Origin of the sequence: Lysinibacillus sp. FW12 (assembly GCF_050817245.1) — a bacterium.
In the GTDB taxonomy this organism is placed as follows: Bacteria; Bacillota; Bacilli; order Bacillales_A; family Planococcaceae; genus Lysinibacillus; species Lysinibacillus irui.
This window is the reverse complement of record NZ_CP139094.1, coordinates 4,039,746-4,057,954: the sequence shown is the minus strand read 5'-3', so window position 1 is coordinate 4,057,954 and position 18,209 is coordinate 4,039,746. Positions and strand designations below refer to the sequence as shown.

Sequence of the window (18,209 nt, the reverse complement as noted above, 5' to 3'; positions counted from 1 at the left end):
AAAACTAATCATTTGACAATAAATTCTACAAATTGAGCATCTTCGAATGTGATGGTTGCTTGTCCATTTGTCATTTCTGTTATCCAACTTCGGAACTGTTCTTCTTCCTCTTTTAGGACAGAAACTATGATTTCTACACCCTCTAAATAGCGAATTTCCTCTAAAGTATAGGACGAACCTCTTATTTCATTTTCTACTTTTCCGAGCCAAGTGTAATCAATGCCAACATTCAGGAAATGATGAAGTTTGCGTTCAACCACCTGGGCAGCTATAAGACCTTCAGTTGTTGCTTTTCCATAAGCGCGAATAAGGCCACCGCCACCTAATTTAATTCCTCCAAAATAGCGAGTCACGACGACGACAGTATCTTTTAAGCCTTGTTTTTTTAAGACCTCTAACATAGGGACGCCTGCCGTACCACTAGGTTCCCCGTCATCATTCGCTTTTTGAATATGATTATGCTCTCCAATAATATAGGCTGAGCAATTATGAGTTGCATTATGATGCAATTTTTTTATACGATCTATAAAAGAAATTGCATCCTCTTCCGTTTCTGCACGTTCTATATAAGTGAGAAAGCGGGATTTTGAAATGACAATTTCGCTTTCACCATAACCTTTTACTGTTAAATAGTTTTCTCTCATCCGTATCAATCTCCTTTTAACTAGAGTTCTATTCTATAATTTTCGTGAAGAAAAAGCATTAAATTTTAGCATGGTAATGCTATAATAGGTGTAGACTATGGAATATATGAATTTGGTCTATTAAAATAGTAAGTAATCATAAGACATTAGACTGGGGAGTATACTATGTTTTCAAATGATACCTTCGATTTAAAGTCGCTTGATGACATTTTTAATCGAATGTTAGATACAATAATGAGCTCGAAGGACGATATCTTTATTATAAGTGAACAGAGCCGAAGAAGCTTTGAAGATATGCAAAAAGAGCTAGAAATTGTTCGAAAACAAATATCAATCGTCATTGATGAAGGCGATGCTTTGGAAAAAAGTACGCAGCTTGCTAAGCAACGACTTGTATTAGTGAGTAAAGCTTTTGATAATTATACCGAAGAACAAGTTAGAGAAGCATATGAAACTGCACATGATTTTCAAGTAAAGCTCTCCGTTATGAGAACACAAGAAAAACAGCTACGCGATAAAAGAGATGATCTAGAGAGAAGATTAAGAGGGTTACTCGATACGATTGAACGAGCTGATCATATTGTCAATCAGGTAAATGTCGTTTTGAATTACTTAACTTCTGATTTAAAAAATGTTGGTTTAGCGCTTGAACAAGCAAAAATGAAGCAAGATTTTGGCATACGAATTATTGCAGCTCAAGAAGAGGAGCGTAAGCGTTTATCGCGAGAAATTCACGATGGACCTGCTCAAATGCTTGCAAATGTACTAATGCGCACTGATTTAATAGATAGAACGTATCGTGAAAAAGGTATTGAAAATGCATTGGCTGAAATGGCCGATTTAAAGAAAACGGTGCGGAATGCTTTATCAGAGGTGCGACGTATTATTTATGATCTACGACCAATGGCACTTGATGATTTGGGAATTGTTCCGACATTAAAGAAGTATTTATCGACAGTGACTGAATACAATCCTGGTGTTGAAATTCATTTCCAATCGAGAAGTACAGAAAAACGTATACCTTCAAATTATGAAGTATCCATTTTCCGATTAGTACAAGAATGTGTAACAAATGCCATGAAGCATGGAAAGTGTAAAGACATTTGGGTAAAGCTTGAATGGTTAAAGGATGCAGTCAATGTTGTTGTAAAAGATGACGGCATAGGCTTTGACCCACAAGTAGTGAAAGATCATTCCTTTGGGATTTTAGGAATGAAAGAACGTATTGAAATTTTAAATGGTACAATTACCATTACGAGTGAAATCAATCGAGGGACAACGGTGTTATTTAAAATACCGTTAGAAGTAGAATGATGTAACTGTTGCAGAAATTTAGGGGGTAAAGACAAATGACAAAGATTATTATTGTAGACGATCACCAGCTATTCCGCGAAGGAGTAAAACGTATTTTAGACTTTGAAGATACGTTTGATGTAGTAGCTGAAGGTGACGATGGTACAGACGTGGTTACGTTATATGCTGAAAACGAACCAGATGTTGTACTTATGGATATTAACATGCCAGGCAAAAATGGTGTAGAAGCAACATCGGAGTTAATCAGTGAATTCCCAGATGCAAAAGTGATTATGCTGTCCATTCACGATGATGAAACATATGTGACACATGCTTTAAAATCAGGTGCACTTGGTTATATGTTAAAAGAGATGGATGCAGATGAAATCGTTGAGGCGATTAAAGTCGTTGCCAATGGTGGCTCTTACTTACATCCAAAAGTAACGAAAAACCTAGTAGCAGAATTTAAACGACTATCAGAGCACGAAAATAAAGGAAACTTCCACCAAACAGAAATTCGTCGTCCATTCCATTTACTAACGAAACGTGAATGTGAAGTTTTACAGCTGTTAACAGATGGACAATCTAACCGTACAATTGGTGAGACATTATTTATCTCTGAAAAAACAGTTAAAAACCACGTATCAAGTATTCTACAAAAAATGAATGTGAATGACCGTACACAAGCTGTTGTAACAGCCATTAAAAATGGTTGGGTTGAAGTACGATAATTGCAAAAACTGTTTTTAAAAGCTACTTTATTATGAAGTAGTTTTTAAAACAGTTTTTTATTGTTTTATGGTAATTATTTGTATAGCAGTTACTCTTGGAATAGCGAGTCATTCACAATTTTGTAACATCGCAAAAGGTGCATTTAACAAGAAAACTAACAGACCATGCAACATTTTACAGCCTAATGCGTCATAAGGAAGATGTAGCACCTAAATGTTGAAAATGCACAACAAAATTCCTACGACAGCATTTATATGCTACAATATGCGCGGGAGGTTTTTTGATGTTAAAGAAAAGTTTTCTAGCAGTTTTAATCTTATTAGTGTTAACTGCCTGTGGTAATAAAGATGAGAAAATGAGTGACGAAGAACGAGAAAAAGTAATAGATGATGGTACAGTAGGCTTTGAGATGATGGGTGGTAACGTAGAAAAAGCTGAAAACGTACCAGCAGCAGAGGAAAAAGCTATATTAGCATCTTTTGATGAGTATATTGCAGCGTTGAACGCTGAAGAAATTGATCGTTATATGAAGACCATTTCGAAAAATCCAAAAGGTTTTAAATACGATGAAGAAAAAACATATGCATCAGAAGTATTTGAGCAATTTGATATTAAGCGTGATGTAGAAAACGTAACGATTGCTAAATATGAACCAGAAGAGGCTCAAGTGTTTGCCAATATGAAAATGCACTCTCTTCAACTTGAGACAAATGTCGAGCATGAAAGTGCAGGACGTCAAGTAACCGTCTTTGTGAAAGAAGACAACGATTGGAAAGTAACAAGTGTCTTTTATATTGGTGATGACTCACAATCAAGTACAGGCAATTAACAGGAGCTATCTTCATTCAACCTAATTGAGTGAAGATAAGCCTACTATACATAAAAAATGAATGTGAAATGGAAGCTGCTTACTAGCACCATTCTGAATGGCAAAAAACGTGAACGTCATTCATTTCACATTCATTTCTTTTTGTTTTCATTTAGTGTAACGACACAACAACAATTGCAGCGAGAAGGAATAGATTGTAAACTAAGAATCATAGGAGAGTGGACTTAGATGAGGACGGCAATCGTAACAGATAGTACTGCATATATTACGGCTGAGGAACGTGCACGCTTAAACATTCATATGATTCCTTTAAGCGTTAATATCTCAGGTCAATTATTTGCAGAAGAAGTAGATATCACAGCATCTGAATTTTATGATAAGGTGCGTGGTGCAAAGGAATTTCCGAAAACAACACAGCCTCCAATCGGAGAATTTGTCGCTCTCTTTGATGAGCTGGCGAAAGAATATGACGAGGTTATTTCCATTCATTTATCGAGCGGTATTAGTGGAACATATCAAGGTGCAATACAAGCAGGTGAAATGGTAGAAGGTATTAAGGTTCATTCCTTTGACAGTGAAATATCCTGTGCGGTTCAAGGCTTCTATGTTTTAAAAGCAGCTGAAATGGCGAAAGAGGGCTATTCAGCAAAAGATATCCTTGCAGCATTAGCGGACATGCAGCAATATATTCGTGCTTACTTCATTGTAGACGACTTAGCACATTTACAACGTGGTGGACGTTTATCTGCAGCAGCAGCTTTAATTGGAGGCCTTTTACAAGTGAAGCCAGTCCTGCATTTTGTGGACAAGGTCATTGTACCTTTCGAAAAAATTCGAACGCGTAAAAAGGCATTAAAGCGAGTTGAAGAGCTGCTAGCAGAGGATGCGAAAAAGTATGATGCACTGGATGCGGTGGTCATTCACGGTAATTGCCAAGCAGAGGCACAAGAATGGCTTGAACAATTAGCGAAAACGTACCCACATGTAAACTTTAAACTAAGCTATTTCGGTCCGGTCATCGGAACACATTTAGGTGAAGGATCTTTAGGCTTAGGCTGGACAAAAAAATAATTTGAATTGAATGAGTCTCTACTGCAAAAGTAGAGGCTTTTTTCTATGAAGGGAGAAAGATTAATGAGATATAAAGGCTGGATAGTACCGCCCGCAATGCGTGATTTCCATGAAGGTCGCATTTGGCTGAAAAATCATGCTCCATTTTCAAAAGATGATATGGATAAAGCAATCAATCATAAATACTTCTGTTTAATAGAAGGAATTCAAATGAAGCCAGTTATAAAATGCAATCGTTGCCATAATACAAATCGACAATTATTCACGATATTTGATTGTTCAAAGTGTCAGCAACCATGTATTTATTGTCGGCATTGTATCAAGATGGGGAGGGTAAGTAGCTGTACACAATTAATGGTTTGGACAGGTCCTAAGGCGATAAAGACGAGCAACCATATCTTACAATGGACAGGACAATTTACTACATTACAAGAACAGGCTGCAAATGAAGCATTAGCAAGTGTGCAAGCACAACGCTCGCATCTAATCCATGCGGTTTGCGGCGCTGGTAAAACGGAGCTGCTATTTCCTATGGTTCATGATGCCTTAAAGCGTGGTTTGCGTGTTTGTATTGCAACACCACGCACAGATGTTGTACTAGAGCTCTATCCACGCTTTCAGCAAGTTTTTCCTAAAACTATCATTCATGCATTATATGGAGGTGCATCCAAGCAAGCTGGTTATGCTCAGCTTGTCATTGCGACGACCCATCAGCTCTACCGATTTGAACAAGCATTTGATGTCATGATTGTAGATGAGGCAGATGCTTTTCCTTATACATTTGATGAAACATTGCAAAGAGCGGTTGAAAAAGCGAAAAGAAATGATGCTCCCATTGTATATGTCACTGCAACCCCTGCACAAAAGTTACTTCAGTCTTTTCACAAAGAAAGCTACTCTTTTATCCCAAAGCGCTATCACAATTACCCATTACCAGTCCCTCAATTTCATGCTTTGTGGGGCTATGAAAAAAGCTTTAATAGAGGTAAGATTCCTAAGAAGCTTAAACAATGGACAGAGGAGCGTTTGAGTCGAAATGAACCATTTTTAATATTTTTCCCGACAATTAGTTTAATGAAGATAGCAGCACCACTTTTTCAATTAATAAATGAAGATATACTTGCTGTGCATGCAGAGGATTCGGAGCGTAAAGAGAAAGTGGTGAAACTGCGAAATAAAGAAGTGCCAGGATTATTAACGACAACTATTTTAGAAAGAGGCATTACGATCAGCAATGTCCAGGTGGCTGTTATTGGGGCTGAATCCCCCGTTTTTACAGCTAGTGCACTTATTCAAATCGCAGGCCGTGTCGGACGAAATATTCAATTTCCTGATGGGGACGTCCTATACTTTCATCACGGTATTACGACAGAGATGGACGAGGCGCGTGCAAAAATTCTTTTTTATAATAAGAAAGGATTTTTCAATGAATAAAATAGAAACGCGTTGTTTAATATGCTCTCAATCATTAAACACCATGATTTCCTGGAACACACTTTTAATAAAGCAATTCTCTCCGACTATATGTGAAAGATGTACCTCTCACTTTCAACGCTCAAACTCCTCTACCGCACTCTATCAATACAATGATCCCATGAAAGATTTCTTACACCAGTTTAAGTTTCTACAAGATGTAGCCCTCGCAAAAGTATTTCGTCAGGAGCTATATACTCGCTTTAAGAAAGAAAAGGCGACTATTATTCCAATTCCCATGCATCCCCTCAAACAACAGGAGCGTACTTTTTCGCATACAGAGGAATTATTGAAAGCTGCTCATGTTCCATATATTCAGCTACTAGAAAAGACTACTACCGAGACTCAAAGCTCTAAAAATAGAGAACAACGGATACATGCGGCACCACTTTTTCGCTTGATGACGGATGTACACGTGGAGCATAAAGATTATCTTCTATTTGACGATATAAAAACTACAGGAACGACTTTACAGCATGCTGCAGATGTGTTAAAACAAGCAGGTGCTAAAAATGTCCAATACTTCACATTAATTGAAGGTTAAAAATACCAAAGTGTAATGTATAATAAATAACATTCATAGATAAGAAATGTTGTAAGAGGAGGAAAATAGATGGCAGAGGTTCGTAATTGTCCAAAATGTAATGAATTTTTCAATTATACAGGGGTCCGAGAGGTTTGTCATAAATGTGCACAATCAGAGGAAGAACTGTATCAAATCGTCTACCGCTTCTTACGTAAACGCGAAAACCGTGCAGCAACAGTTGAACGCATTGTGGAAGCAACAGGAGCAGAAGAAGAGTTATTATACAGATGGGTTCGCAAAGGTCGTTTGCAACCAGCCATGTTCCCTAACCTTGGCTATCCATGTGATAACTGTGGTCACCTGACAACGAAAGGCAAGCTTTGTACGAAATGTCAGGATGAATTAAAGACCGATTTGCGTACATTTGAAGCGGCAAAGGAATTCCGAGAAAGTGTAGAGCAACGTGATCGTGTCACGTATCACTCAGAGCGAAAACGTTAATAACTGGAATTGTGTGTTAATTTTAAACAAAATTAGCACACTTTTTTATATGTGAAAACTTAACATTATGTGAGACAATCCGAAATAATAGTAAGATAAGATTTTTAGATAGGAGGTTTCGATATGAAAATTACATCTTATGGAATTAATGCGGTGAACGCCTATAAAAACCAAGTGCGCAATGTGAAATCAGATACAAACAAAGCTTCTTTTGCAGATAAAATTGAAATTTCAAAGGCAGCGCAGGAATTGCAAGGAGTTTCAACCTACAGTACAGAACGAGCTGACCGCGTACAGCAATTGAAAAAAGACATTGAATCTGGTGAATACAAAGTAGATGCTCGTAAAGTAGCGGAGGATATGCTGAAATATTATCGTTTCTAGGGAATAGCAGAAAGGGTGTATAGCGATATGTCTGTAGAAGCGATTAGTTCTACACTAACGATGCTAGAGAGAATGCATAAAAGCTTACTTGAACTAGCCTATAAAAAAACAGAAATCATCAAAGCTGGCGATATCGAAGCTCTAGACCAATTGCTCAAGGATGAGCAGGCACACGTAGCAGCCATCGATAAGCTCGAGCAACAGCGTCAGAAACAGGTAACGGACTACCTTGAAGCAAAGGGACTTGCTTCAACTGACAAAACAACTGTAGCAGATGTCATCGAGGCTGCTGAACAACAAGCTGACAAAGCAACACTATCAGCAGTTCGCGAACGCTTAATACAAATCATCAATGACCTACGAAAACAAAATGATCTAAATCAAAAACTCGTTTTCCAATCTCTACAAATCGTCAACCTAACACTAGACGCCGTAAGACCTCGCACAGAGCAAATGAACTACTCTAGCAACGAGGTCCGCGGCACAAACAATATAGCTAAAAAATCATATTTCGATTCACAAGCATAACAAGGGAGGAAGAAACATGCGCTCAACATTTATGGGCTTAGAAGCAAGCAAACGCGGCCTCTTCACGCAGCAAACAGCTTTATACACTACAGGACACAATATCTCGAACGCTAACACGCTAGGTTACTCTCGCCAACGAGTAAATATGCAGGCGACACCAGGTTTTCCAACAGCCGGCTTAAACCAACCTACTTATCCAGGACATCTTGGTACTGGGGTTGAAGCAAGTTCAATCCAACGTATTCGCAGTGAATTTATCGATCGCCAATATCGTCAAGAAACAAATAAATTTGGTTATTGGGAATCTAGAACAAATGCTATAGCACAAATGGAAGATGTCATGAATGAACCTTCGGAATTCGGTTTAGATAAAGCATTCGAGCAGTTCTGGAAAGGGCTTGAAGATGTGGGGACTAAGCCTGCAGATGGTGCTTCACGTCAAGTAGCTATTAGCCGTGCAGAGCACTTAGCTGAATCTTTTAATTACCTTGATAAACAATTAAAAATGATTCAGGGCAATCTTGGAAATGAACTTAATGTTTCGACAACTCAAATTAATACCATCCTTAAACAAATTGCAGCGGTTAATAAACAGATACAAGAGGTCGAACCAAGTGGACATGTACCGAATGATTTATATGATGTTCGTGATACTTTAGTCGATAAATTAAATGAGTATATCCCAGTATCAATTGAACGTATTCCTTCAGGTGGTTTAGCATCAGAGGTTGCAGAAGGAAGTTTGAAAATTACCTTTAAAGGGACAGATGGTATTGTCAGAGATCTAGTAAACGGTAAAGATTTTGCTCAATTTACAGCAATGGGTACAAATGGCACTAAGGTGACAGGCGACGATATTACAAACTCTTTTTCTGAATTACAATTAACAGGATTGGAATCTTTAGATGTACATGAGGCTGGCACTGTCACTAGTACACAAACGGCCATTAAACAGCAAGATTTTGAAGCATCGAAAGGGAAATTACTTTCATTAATTAATTCATTTGGTTATCAAAGTGCGGGTGGCGATGTTAAAGGATACTACCCAGAAACTTTACAAAAATTAGATCAATTAGCCAATGCATTTATTAAAGAATTCAATGCACAACATGCAAAAGGTTATACACTTGAAGAAAAAGATGCAAATGGAAACATCATCAATGCTTCTGTACAAGGAGGCGTTTTCTTTGAAGGTACTGGTGCTGGTGGAATCAAGGTTAATGAAGATATCCTAAAAAACCCCAACCTATTAGCTGCATCTTCTAACCCAACAGAAGAAGGAAATGGTAAGAATGCTTACGAACTTGCAAATATGCAACATAAATTATATGCAGATATAGATAACGCAAGCTTACAATCATTCTATCAAGCTATTGTCGGAAAAGTTGGTGTAGATGGTGAAGAGGCGTTACGTTTAGCTGCGACATCTGAATCCCAGCGTCTTATGGTATCTAATAGCCGTGATGCTGTAAGTGCAGTTTCCTTAGATGAAGAAATGACAAATATGATTACATTCCAACAAGCGTATAATGCAAATGCACGTATGATTACTGTTGTCGATGAAACATTGGATAAAATCATTAATGGTATGGGTCGAGTTGGTCTATAACCATAATATATAGAGATAACTCTCTTAAACTTACAAGAAGGAGGTTTTTTTCAGAATGCGTGTAACACAATCTATGCTTTCAAATAACATGCTACGCAATTTAAATAATAGCTATGGTAAAATGTCAAAGCTCCAAGACCAAATCAACTCCGGTTCAAAAATCACTCGGCCATCTGACGACCCAGTAATTGCAGTTAAAGGAATGGGTTATCGCCGAGATTTAGCTAAAGTTGAACAATATACTCGTAATATGATTACAGCAAGTAGCTGGTTGGATTCGACGGATGAATCACTTAACCAGGTTGGTGAGCAAATGAAACGAGTTCGCGAACTTGTTATTCAAGCAGCTAATGATACAAACACACCTGAAGAACGTGAAAAAATTAAAAGCGAAATTGACCAAATTCGCCAACAATTACAGGATGTAGGGAATACTAATATTGGTGGTAGTTACATATTTAGTGGAACAAGAACTAACGAACCTTTATTTATAGGAGGTGCCATAAATCCAAATACTAATCAAGAGAGCGTAAAAGTAGAAATATATGATGGTATTCAGCTCTCTGTGAATACACCAGGAAATGATTTGTTTAAGAATATAGATGATATGATGGGGAAAATTTCTGATTTACTAGGTGATCCTACAAAAACAGGTGAAGAAATTGCTAGCATGCTTGGTGGTGTATCCTCATCAACTACGAATGATGATATAACAGCCATGCATAATAAAGTTTTAGAAGCACAGGCAGATATTGGTGCGCGTCAAAATCGTGTAGAGATGATGGAAAATCGACTAGGTATACGTGAGGTTAACGTCACAAAACAGCTTAGAGATAATGAGTCTGTCGATTATGCAAAAGCAATTACTGAAATGGTGACACACGAATCTATTCATCAGGCTGCTCTTTCAGTAGGTTCTAAAATCATTCAACAAACATTAGTGGATTTTATTCGTTAATATGTTAAAAGCGTTTGGACACTTTTGTTCAGACGCTTTTCTTGAAGGAGGGATATTATTGTGAGGCTACCCCAAATACAAATTCGGACAATAGATGCCAAGATTGATCTTCATATCGCTAAACCTCAACAGCATATTGAACAACCTAAAGCGACACAACATATTGAACAACCAGCCGCTATTTTAGATATAAATACAACGAGAAGTGTTTTGAAAATTGACTCCTCACAGGCGAGAAGAGATATAGGAATGATCGGTCCTTTAGAATCAAGTGCAAATTACGCTGAAAAAGGGAAACAAGAGGCAATAAAAGGAATGGCACGAAGAGCAAGAGAAGGACGACAAATTATGGAGAATTCAGGGAAAGATCAAGGGCGTGCAGTAATTCAAAATATCGCTCAGCAAAACCACGGTCCCCACCGTGTACAATTTAATGTTAAATTTGTACCATCAATAGGATCGGTCAAAATTAATTTCACTCCAGGTACAACGGATATCAATATTCAACGAAGAGACCCAGTAATTGACGCCAAAGTGAACAAACCTATACATGAATACACACCAGGAAAAGTAACTGGTACAATGATACAAAGACCAGATGTTGACATCGATGTCATTATTTAAAGGAGAGTTTATAAATGAAAATTGCTACTAAATTTTTGGGAGAAGTCGAGATTGGTGAACAAGATATCCTTACATTTGAACACGGCTTACTTGGATTTGAGGGGGAGAGAAAATTTGTATTGCTACCGATTGATGCAGACCTTCCGTTAGCAATATTACAATCAGTTGAGCGGCCTGAAATTGGTTTTATCATTGCATACCCTTTTGCTTTCAAAAAAGATTATAGCTTTGATATAAGTGAAGATGATCTTGAGCAGCTATACCTAGAGAAGGAAGAGGATGTGTTAACATACTCAATAGTAACAATGAAGGACACATTCCAAGATTCAACTATTAATTTACTTGCACCTTTAATCATTAATATCGAAAAAAAATGCGGTAAACAAATTGTCCTTCAAGATAGTAAATCCTATCCATTACGTTACCCAATGCAGTCATTGGAAGGAAGTGCAAAATAATGCTAGTCCTTTCACGAAAAAAAGATGAGTCGATCATGATTGGTGATCAAATTGAAATAAAGATTTTAGCCGTAGAAGGCGAGCAAATTAAACTAGGTATTGTTGCTCCAAAAACGGTAAAAGTACATCGTTCGGAAGTTTTTGAAGCAATACAAGCTCAAAATAAAGAAGCTCTTTCTTCAACAACTAACTTCTTAGAGCAGCTGAAGAAAAAATGAGAGATTAATGTTCATTTTGAATCTATTACATAAAAAATAAAAAATCTTTAAAAAAACTATTAAACATTTCCAACTAATTACGATATATAGTTTGTAAGGGGCGGGAAGTAAATACATACTACCTAACCCGAATTCCACACGGATGTGGAATAACAAAACAATTATTCAAGGAGGAATTCCAAATGAGAATTCAACACAACATTTCAGCTTTAAACACACACCGTAACCTTACTTTCAACAACACTCAAGCTTCTAAAAACCTTGAGAAATTATCTTCAGGTTACAAAGTAAACCGTGCTGGCGATGACGCTGCTGGTTTAGCAATCTCTGAAAAAATGCGCGGACAAATCCGTGGTCTTGATATGGCGACTAAAAACGCTCAAGACTCAATCTCTTTAATCCAAACTGCGGAGGGTGCTCTTAACGAAACACACGCAATCCTACAACGTATGCGTGAATTAGCAGTACAATCTGCAAACGATACAAACGTAACTGCAGACCGTACAGCACTTAACAAAGAAGTTACAGCATTGAAATCAGAAATTGACCGTATTGCTAAAAACACTGAGTTCAATACTCAAAACTTATTAGATGGTACTTTTTCTGGTAAAAAATTCCATATCGGTGCTAATGATGGACAAGCAATTACATTAAAAATCGCTACAATGTCAACATCTGGTTTAAAAATCACTGGTAAAATTGATACTCAAACAGCTGCTGACAAAGCAATTAAAAACTTCAATGATGCTTTAGAATTAGTTTCTTCTCAACGTTCTGATTTAGGTGCTGTTCAAAACCGTTTAGAGCACACTATCAACAACTTAGGTGCTACATCTGAAAACTTAACAGCTGCTGAATCACGTATCCGTGACACTGACATGGCGAAAGAAATGATGGGCTTCACTAAGAATAATATCTTAATGCAAGCTGCTCAATCTATGTTAGCTCAAGCTAACCAACAACCACAAGGTGTACTTCAATTACTACAATAATTGACTAACATTTAGCAAAAGCTAAAAATGATAAAAAAGCTTGAACGATTTTTCGTTCAAGCTCTTTTTTATAAAAAATTTAAAAATATTTTTTTTTACCGATATAAAGGAAGAGGTAGAAGCATTGTTTTGATAAAGTAAATGTTACTTAATAACCTATTTTAATTAAGAAAGCCTCACTTATGTGGAGCAAGGAGACGACTTTATGGAAGGTTTAGATATAATTTATTTACAAACAAAAAACGAGATGCCTAACGCGAAAGTAAATGGTTTTTTTTTACATAGCAATTACAATCCAGAAGCGGAAGCTGATAAATACATAAATAGTAACTATAAAGAAGGGTACTTAAATATATTATTTGGTTATGGACTCGGCTACATAGCTGATGCTATTGTAAAAAATTATGGGCACACTAATATTTTAGTGTACGATCCTATGTTTAATAGCTTAAAAATTGAGAATAAGGATAACATTGAAGGTGTTTTTACTGACTTAAAGGAGTTTTGTGAACATTCAGAATACTACATTTCTAATTTTGATCGTAAGGTCAATATTCTACTCTCCCCTAATTATGATAAAATTTTTGACAAGGAATATAAAGAATTTCTTGATTTTATTCGACATATTCAAATTGAAGATATCGTCAATGAAAATACAATCCGATTTTTTGGTGATTTATGGCAAGAGAATTATATTATGAATCTGCAATATGTTTATAAAGATCCGAGTTTTAAAGAACTTTACAATAGATATGATTGTCCAGTAATCTTAGCTTCTGGAGGACCTTCTTTAACGAAACAGTTACCATTGTTAAAACAGATAAAAAATAATTGTATAATTATTAGTGCTGGATCCACAATAAATTCTTTACTGGCTGCTGATATTGTTCCAGACTATGTAGTTACGATGGATGGTGGAGAAAGTAACTATTTACACTTTAAGAACATTAAATGTTTTGATTTTGATTTAATTTATAGTTTAGGAAATGCATGGAAAATAGAGCGGGATTTCAAAGGAAACCGCTATAGTTTTTGTTTTTATGGTGAAGATAGTATACAAAAGCGTATTAGAGAAGGCTTAGGAAAGGATTTGCCTATGTTATCAACTGGAGGGACAGTTGCGATAACGGCATTAGAAGTAGCAAGTAAAATTAGTACAGGTCCTATCGCAATTATCGGACAAGATTTAGCGTATACAAACAATAAATCTCATGCGGAAAATAATAACCATTACAGTGAACTGAATGATGATTTTTTCAAGGAAGATATGGTCTTTGAAGTAGAGGGTTACTATGGAGAACCTGTAAAAACAAATCACCAATTTAATAGTATGAGAAAAAGTATAGAGAGATTATATGTAATGTTGCACAATCAGCATACAATCTATAATTGCACAGAAGGTGGTGTAAAGATTAATGGTATGACACAATTAGATTTTAAAGCATTTTGTGAAACTTATATTGATCATACAAAAAACGTTACGAAGTTGGACGTTCAGAATAAAATAAATAATAACAATGCAATTTATAATGAATTTATGAGTAAGGAAATAGAAGTCTATTTAAAAATAAAAAAATTACTAGTAGAAGCGATATATCTATTGAAAGAAGAAAGAAATAGTACCGTATTTTCTGCTAGTACTTTAAAAAAACTTGATAAAATCGATTTTAAATTGAAAGAATATTACCCCCAAGTAATTATGGAAAGAATAATCGACCCAATTACTATGGATGTGATGAGAATGTCTATAGATAATCAACAATTAGAGACCAAAGAAAAATTTAAAAAGATCCATAGACAGAATATGTATCTATATGAAAATATTTTAGAGGCAACAGAAAAATCTTTAAAATATACAAGAATAGCATTAGAAGAATTCGGGGGTTGTTAAAATGGATAAAACAGAGATTGTGGATGAATATTACAAATATGTAGCTAAAATCCCAGCAGGATTGCAATATATTGCGGATAATTTAAGAGCTAACAATGTTACGACAGCTTTAAATGAAATAATGAATTTTTCAGAGGGAATAACGTGGATAAAACAAATGGAGGAGATATTAATAAATCAAGGTGTCAATACGAATTTAAACAAACATCAATTAGAAGATTATTTAAATCTTATCAATGAAGGTTTAGAGAAACAAGATTTTGTTCTTGTAGCTGATATTTTTGAATATGAAGTGCTTCCTTATTTTGAACAAATTGTAGCCTGAATTAAAACACTAATTACCAATAGTTAAACTAAAAACACTATTTGAATTTAAATTCAAATAGTGTTTTTAGTATATCTTATATAATGAATTGCTTGAAATTGAGAAAATGATGGAGAGTAGGAATATATAGGCAACAAGCAAAATTAGGAGAAAAGAAAATGATATTGCAATAAATATTATATTTATTTTTCTAATGTAGAAATACTTAAAAACTATCCGATATAATATTTAATGATACGTAGAGAAGGAGAAATATAATGAGTGTTTTAAAAGATAAAGTGGTATTAGTAACAGGTGGTACCGGCTCTTTTGGTAAAAAATTTATTGGAAAAGCACTTACACTTGGTGTAAAAAAAATCATTGTTTTCAGTAGAGATGAACTAAAACAATATGAAATGAAGCAAGAATTCCAGGATGAACGCATCCGATTCTTTATTGGTGATGTGCGAGATAAAGACCGTTTATATCGTGCTTTTGATGGTGTAGATATTGTCATCCATGCAGCAGCTATGAAGCACGTCGATGCATGTGAATATAACCCATTTGAAGCCGTAAAGACAAACATTCATGGTGCACAAAATATTATAGAGGCAGCCATCGACCGTGGAGTTGAAAAGGTGATTGCACTTTCGACGGACAAAGCATGTAGCCCTGTGAATTTATATGGTGCGACAAAACTAGCATCTGATAAACTTTTCGTCGCAGCCAATGCTTATGTAGGAGAAAAGAAAACACGGTTTGCAGTTGTACGCTATGGTAATGTAGTAGGAAGCCGTGGTAGCGTAGTACCTTTTTTTAAAAAGGTTAGGGATACAGGGAAGTTACCTATTACAGATGAGCGTATGACACGCTTCTGGATTACCCTTGATCAAGGGGTACAATTTGTATTAGATAATTTAGGACGAATGTACGGTGGGGAAATCTTCGTGCCAAAGATTCCAAGTATGAAAGTTACAGATTTAGCTAAAGCGATTGCTCCTGAATGTGAAATCGAATTAATTGGAATTCGCCCTGGTGAAAAGCTGCATGAAGCAATGATTATGGAAGATGATGCTCGTCATACATTAGAGTTTGATGGTTACTATGTTATCCAACCGGAGCTTGCTTGGTTTACGCAAGAGAAATTAGATGGTGGGGAAGCTTTACCTGATGGATTTGCTTATACAAGTGATAACAATACAGATTGGTTAACTATAGAAAAATTAAAAGATTTAGTAGATGAAATGTAGTCTTTGACTGCATTTTTTCTATAAAGGGGTTAATAGCATGAGAAATACTTATTTACCGTATGGACAACAATGGTTAGATGAAGAGGATATTCAGGCAGTGGTAAATATATTAAAGGGCAATTACTTAACAACAGGTCCAACAATTGCAAAATTTGAAGAATGCGTTGCAAAATATGTCGGTTCAAAATATGCTGTAGCATTTTCAAATGGAACAGCAGCTCTACATGGAGCATGTTTTGCTGCAGGCATTGGTAAGGGTGATGAAGTTATTACGACACCAATTACTTTTGCGGCAAGTGCAAATTGTGTTCGTTATGTAGGTGGAACGGTTGTATTTGCAGATATTAATGAAGATTCCTATAATATAGATCCTTTAGAAATTGAAAAAAAAATTACATCTAATACAAAGGCAATCATCCCTGTACATTTTACAGGCCAACCTGCGCAATTAGACGAAATCCATGCTATTGCTAAAAAACATAATTTAATAGTAATTGAAGATGCCGCACATGCTCTAGGTGCTGAATATAAAGGAGTAAAAATAGGATCATTAAGTGATATGACAATGTTTAGCTTTCATCCTGTAAAGCATGTGACAACAGGTGAGGGTGGAGTTATTACAACAAATAATGAGTTTTTTTACAAAAAACTTTTACAATTCCGTTCTCATGGAATAACAAGAGAGATAAGTAATCTTTCAAAAAATGATGGTCCTTGGTATTATGATATGCAATTTTTAGGCTTCAATTATCGAATGACCGATATTCAAGCTGCGCTTGGTATTAGCCAGCTAAGTAAGTTAGATCATTTCGTAGCGCGTCGTCGTGAAATTTCTCAAATATATAATGAGGCTTTTCAAAATAATGAATGTTTATTTATACCAACCCAACATGTAGATGGGATTTCAAGTTGGCACCTTTATATAATTAAATTAAACCTAGATAAAATAAGTGTAACTCGAAAGGAAATATTTGAGGCATTATTAGCTCAAAATATTGGTGTAAATGTCCACTACATTCCAGTACATACTTTGTCATATTATCAGGAGTTAGGATACGAAGAAGGGTCTTTGCCTAAAGCAGAAGAACTATATGAAGCAATTATCACCTTACCGTTATTCCCTAAAATGTCGAATGAGGATGTAGAGGATGTAATTAATTCAGTAATAATGGAACTGGAAAAGGTGAAAAAATGAGAATTGTTGCGATTATTCAAGCAAGGATGGGTTCAACCCGTTTACCAGGGAAAATACTAAAAAAAGTAAATGGTAGACCTTTGCTTTCATATCAAATAGAGCGTTTAAAGCAAAGTAATTATATCAATGATTTGGTGATAGCAACTACTATTGACGAGAAAGATGATTTGATTGTCGAATTTTGTGAAAAAAATAATATTTTATCATTTAGAGGATCGGAAAAAGATGTCTTAGCTAGGTACTATGAAACAGCTAAAGCTTTTAAAGCAGAAGCAATTGTACGTATTACTTCAGATTGCCCTATAATTGATGTTCAAGTGGTTGATAAAACAATACAATTTTTTATAGATAAAAATTTTGAATATGTATCAAATACAGTTGAAAGAACCTATCCAAGAGGATTAGATACAGAAATATTTACGTTTGCAGCTTTAGAGATAGCCTATAATGAAGCTATACTGGAAAGGGACCGTGAGCATGTAACAGCTTATTTTTATACAAATCCTGATATTTTTAAAATAGGTAGTGTCTGTAATGAAATAGATTATAGTAAATATCGGTGGACTGTAGATACAGAGGAAGATTTTCAGTTAATAAAAAATATAATAGAAAATCTTTATAGTGAAAATCCACAATTTACTTTACATGATACAGTACAACTCATGGAAGCTAATCCTGATTGGTTTAATATTAATGCTCATATTGAACAAAAGAAATTATAGGTGATAG

21 protein-coding genes are annotated in these 18,209 nt (G+C 35.7%); 20 read left to right on the top strand and 1 reads right to left on the bottom strand.

Translation table 11 applies throughout. The features are described from left to right. Positions 1 to 8: 8 nt before the first annotated feature. Positions 9 to 644 carry a YigZ family protein gene (locus SJW71_RS20940; protein WP_431811467.1) on the bottom strand — a complete coding sequence of 212 codons (636 nt, stop codon included), beginning with the start codon at positions 642 to 644 and terminating at the stop codon, positions 9 to 11. 165 nt (positions 645 to 809) lie between these two features. Here SJW71_RS20940 and SJW71_RS20935 point away from each other — a divergent pair, with 165 nt between their 5' ends. From SJW71_RS20935 to SJW71_RS20840, 20 genes are all read left to right on the top strand, one after another. After that, positions 810 to 1,958: a sensor histidine kinase gene (locus SJW71_RS20935; protein WP_274795610.1), complete on the top strand. Its 1,149-nt coding sequence runs from the start codon at positions 810 to 812 to the stop codon at positions 1,956 to 1,958. A gap of 35 nt (positions 1,959 to 1,993) precedes the next feature. Further along, the gene (locus SJW71_RS20930) at positions 1,994 to 2,668 is read left to right on the top strand and encodes a response regulator transcription factor (RefSeq protein ID WP_274795611.1); all 675 of its coding nucleotides are present in this window, start codon (positions 1,994 to 1,996) and stop codon (positions 2,666 to 2,668) included. A 284-nt stretch (positions 2,669 to 2,952) separates the two neighbouring features. After that, entirely contained in the window at positions 2,953 to 3,498 is a 546-nt protein-coding gene (locus SJW71_RS20925; protein WP_274795612.1) for a DUF3225 domain-containing protein, read from the top strand. A gap of 228 nt (positions 3,499 to 3,726) precedes the next feature. After that, a complete protein-coding gene (locus SJW71_RS20920) occupies positions 3,727 to 4,569 on the top strand; it encodes a DegV family protein (protein WP_322604748.1) in 843 nt (280 codons plus the stop codon). Positions 4,570 to 4,614: 45 nt separating this feature from the next. After that, positions 4,615 to 6,003 carry a DEAD/DEAH box helicase gene (locus SJW71_RS20915; protein ID WP_322611283.1) on the top strand — a complete coding sequence of 463 codons (1,389 nt, stop codon included), beginning with the start codon at positions 4,615 to 4,617 and terminating at the stop codon, positions 6,001 to 6,003. Continuing rightward, positions 5,996 to 6,586 carry a ComF family protein gene (locus SJW71_RS20910; protein WP_431811466.1) on the top strand — a complete coding sequence of 197 codons (591 nt, stop codon included), beginning with the start codon at positions 5,996 to 5,998 and terminating at the stop codon, positions 6,584 to 6,586. Before SJW71_RS20915 ends, SJW71_RS20910 begins: the two co-directional genes overlap by 8 nt. 69 nt (positions 6,587 to 6,655) lie before the next feature. Beyond that, the gene (locus SJW71_RS20905) at positions 6,656 to 7,069 is read left to right on the top strand and encodes a TIGR03826 family flagellar region protein (protein ID WP_431811465.1); all 414 of its coding nucleotides are present in this window, start codon (positions 6,656 to 6,658) and stop codon (positions 7,067 to 7,069) included. Positions 7,070 to 7,192: 123 nt separating this feature from the next. Then, complete coding sequence (gene flgM, locus SJW71_RS20900; RefSeq protein ID WP_274795619.1) at positions 7,193 to 7,453, top strand: flagellar biosynthesis anti-sigma factor FlgM; 261 nt, start codon at positions 7,193 to 7,195, stop codon at positions 7,451 to 7,453. 27 nt (positions 7,454 to 7,480) lie between these two features. Further along, positions 7,481 to 7,981, top strand: a complete 501-nt coding sequence (locus tag SJW71_RS20895) for a flagellar protein FlgN (protein ID WP_322604745.1) — start codon at positions 7,481 to 7,483, stop codon at positions 7,979 to 7,981. A 16-nt stretch (positions 7,982 to 7,997) separates the two neighbouring features. Next, the gene (gene flgK, locus SJW71_RS20890; protein WP_431811464.1) at positions 7,998 to 9,590 is read left to right on the top strand and encodes a flagellar hook-associated protein FlgK; all 1,593 of its coding nucleotides are present in this window, start codon (positions 7,998 to 8,000) and stop codon (positions 9,588 to 9,590) included. Positions 9,591 to 9,645: 55 nt separating this feature from the next. Then, positions 9,646 to 10,548, top strand: a complete 903-nt coding sequence (gene flgL / locus SJW71_RS20885; RefSeq protein ID WP_322611287.1) for a flagellar hook-associated protein FlgL — start codon at positions 9,646 to 9,648, stop codon at positions 10,546 to 10,548. Positions 10,549 to 10,608: 60 nt separating this feature from the next. Then, complete coding sequence (locus SJW71_RS20880; RefSeq protein ID WP_412926866.1) at positions 10,609 to 11,172, top strand: DUF6470 family protein; 564 nt, start codon at positions 10,609 to 10,611, stop codon at positions 11,170 to 11,172. Positions 11,173 to 11,186: 14 nt separating this feature from the next. Further along, on the top strand, positions 11,187 to 11,630 hold the full coding sequence (fliW, locus tag SJW71_RS20875) for a flagellar assembly protein FliW (protein ID WP_322611289.1): 444 nt from the start codon (positions 11,187 to 11,189) through the stop codon (positions 11,628 to 11,630). Next, positions 11,630 to 11,848, top strand: a complete 219-nt coding sequence (gene csrA, locus SJW71_RS20870) for a carbon storage regulator CsrA (protein WP_008178850.1) — start codon at positions 11,630 to 11,632, stop codon at positions 11,846 to 11,848. Before fliW ends, csrA begins: the two co-directional genes overlap by 1 nt. Positions 11,849 to 12,030: 182 nt before the next feature. After that, positions 12,031 to 12,840 carry a flagellin gene (locus SJW71_RS20865; RefSeq protein WP_431811463.1) on the top strand — a complete coding sequence of 270 codons (810 nt, stop codon included), beginning with the start codon at positions 12,031 to 12,033 and terminating at the stop codon, positions 12,838 to 12,840. 205 nt (positions 12,841 to 13,045) lie between these two features. Beyond that, entirely contained in the window at positions 13,046 to 14,731 is a 1,686-nt protein-coding gene (locus SJW71_RS20860) for a motility associated factor glycosyltransferase family protein (RefSeq protein ID WP_431811462.1), read from the top strand. Position 14,732: 1 nt separating this feature from the next. Continuing rightward, positions 14,733 to 15,056 (top strand): hypothetical protein, encoded by a 324-nt coding sequence (locus tag SJW71_RS20855; RefSeq protein ID WP_431811461.1) that lies wholly within the window; start codon positions 14,733 to 14,735, stop codon positions 15,054 to 15,056. Positions 15,057 to 15,313: 257 nt separating this feature from the next. Then, complete coding sequence (gene pseB / locus SJW71_RS20850; RefSeq protein ID WP_431811460.1) at positions 15,314 to 16,285, top strand: UDP-N-acetylglucosamine 4,6-dehydratase (inverting); 972 nt, start codon at positions 15,314 to 15,316, stop codon at positions 16,283 to 16,285. 37 nt (positions 16,286 to 16,322) lie between these two features. Then, positions 16,323 to 17,480, top strand: a complete 1,158-nt coding sequence (gene pseC, locus SJW71_RS20845; RefSeq protein ID WP_431811459.1) for a UDP-4-amino-4,6-dideoxy-N-acetyl-beta-L-altrosamine transaminase — start codon at positions 16,323 to 16,325, stop codon at positions 17,478 to 17,480. Further along, positions 17,477 to 18,202, top strand: coding sequence for a cytidylyltransferase domain-containing protein (locus SJW71_RS20840; RefSeq protein ID WP_431811458.1), 726 nt, complete (start codon positions 17,477 to 17,479; stop codon positions 18,200 to 18,202). Before pseC ends, SJW71_RS20840 begins: the two co-directional genes overlap by 4 nt. Positions 18,203 to 18,209: the final 7 nt, after the last annotated feature.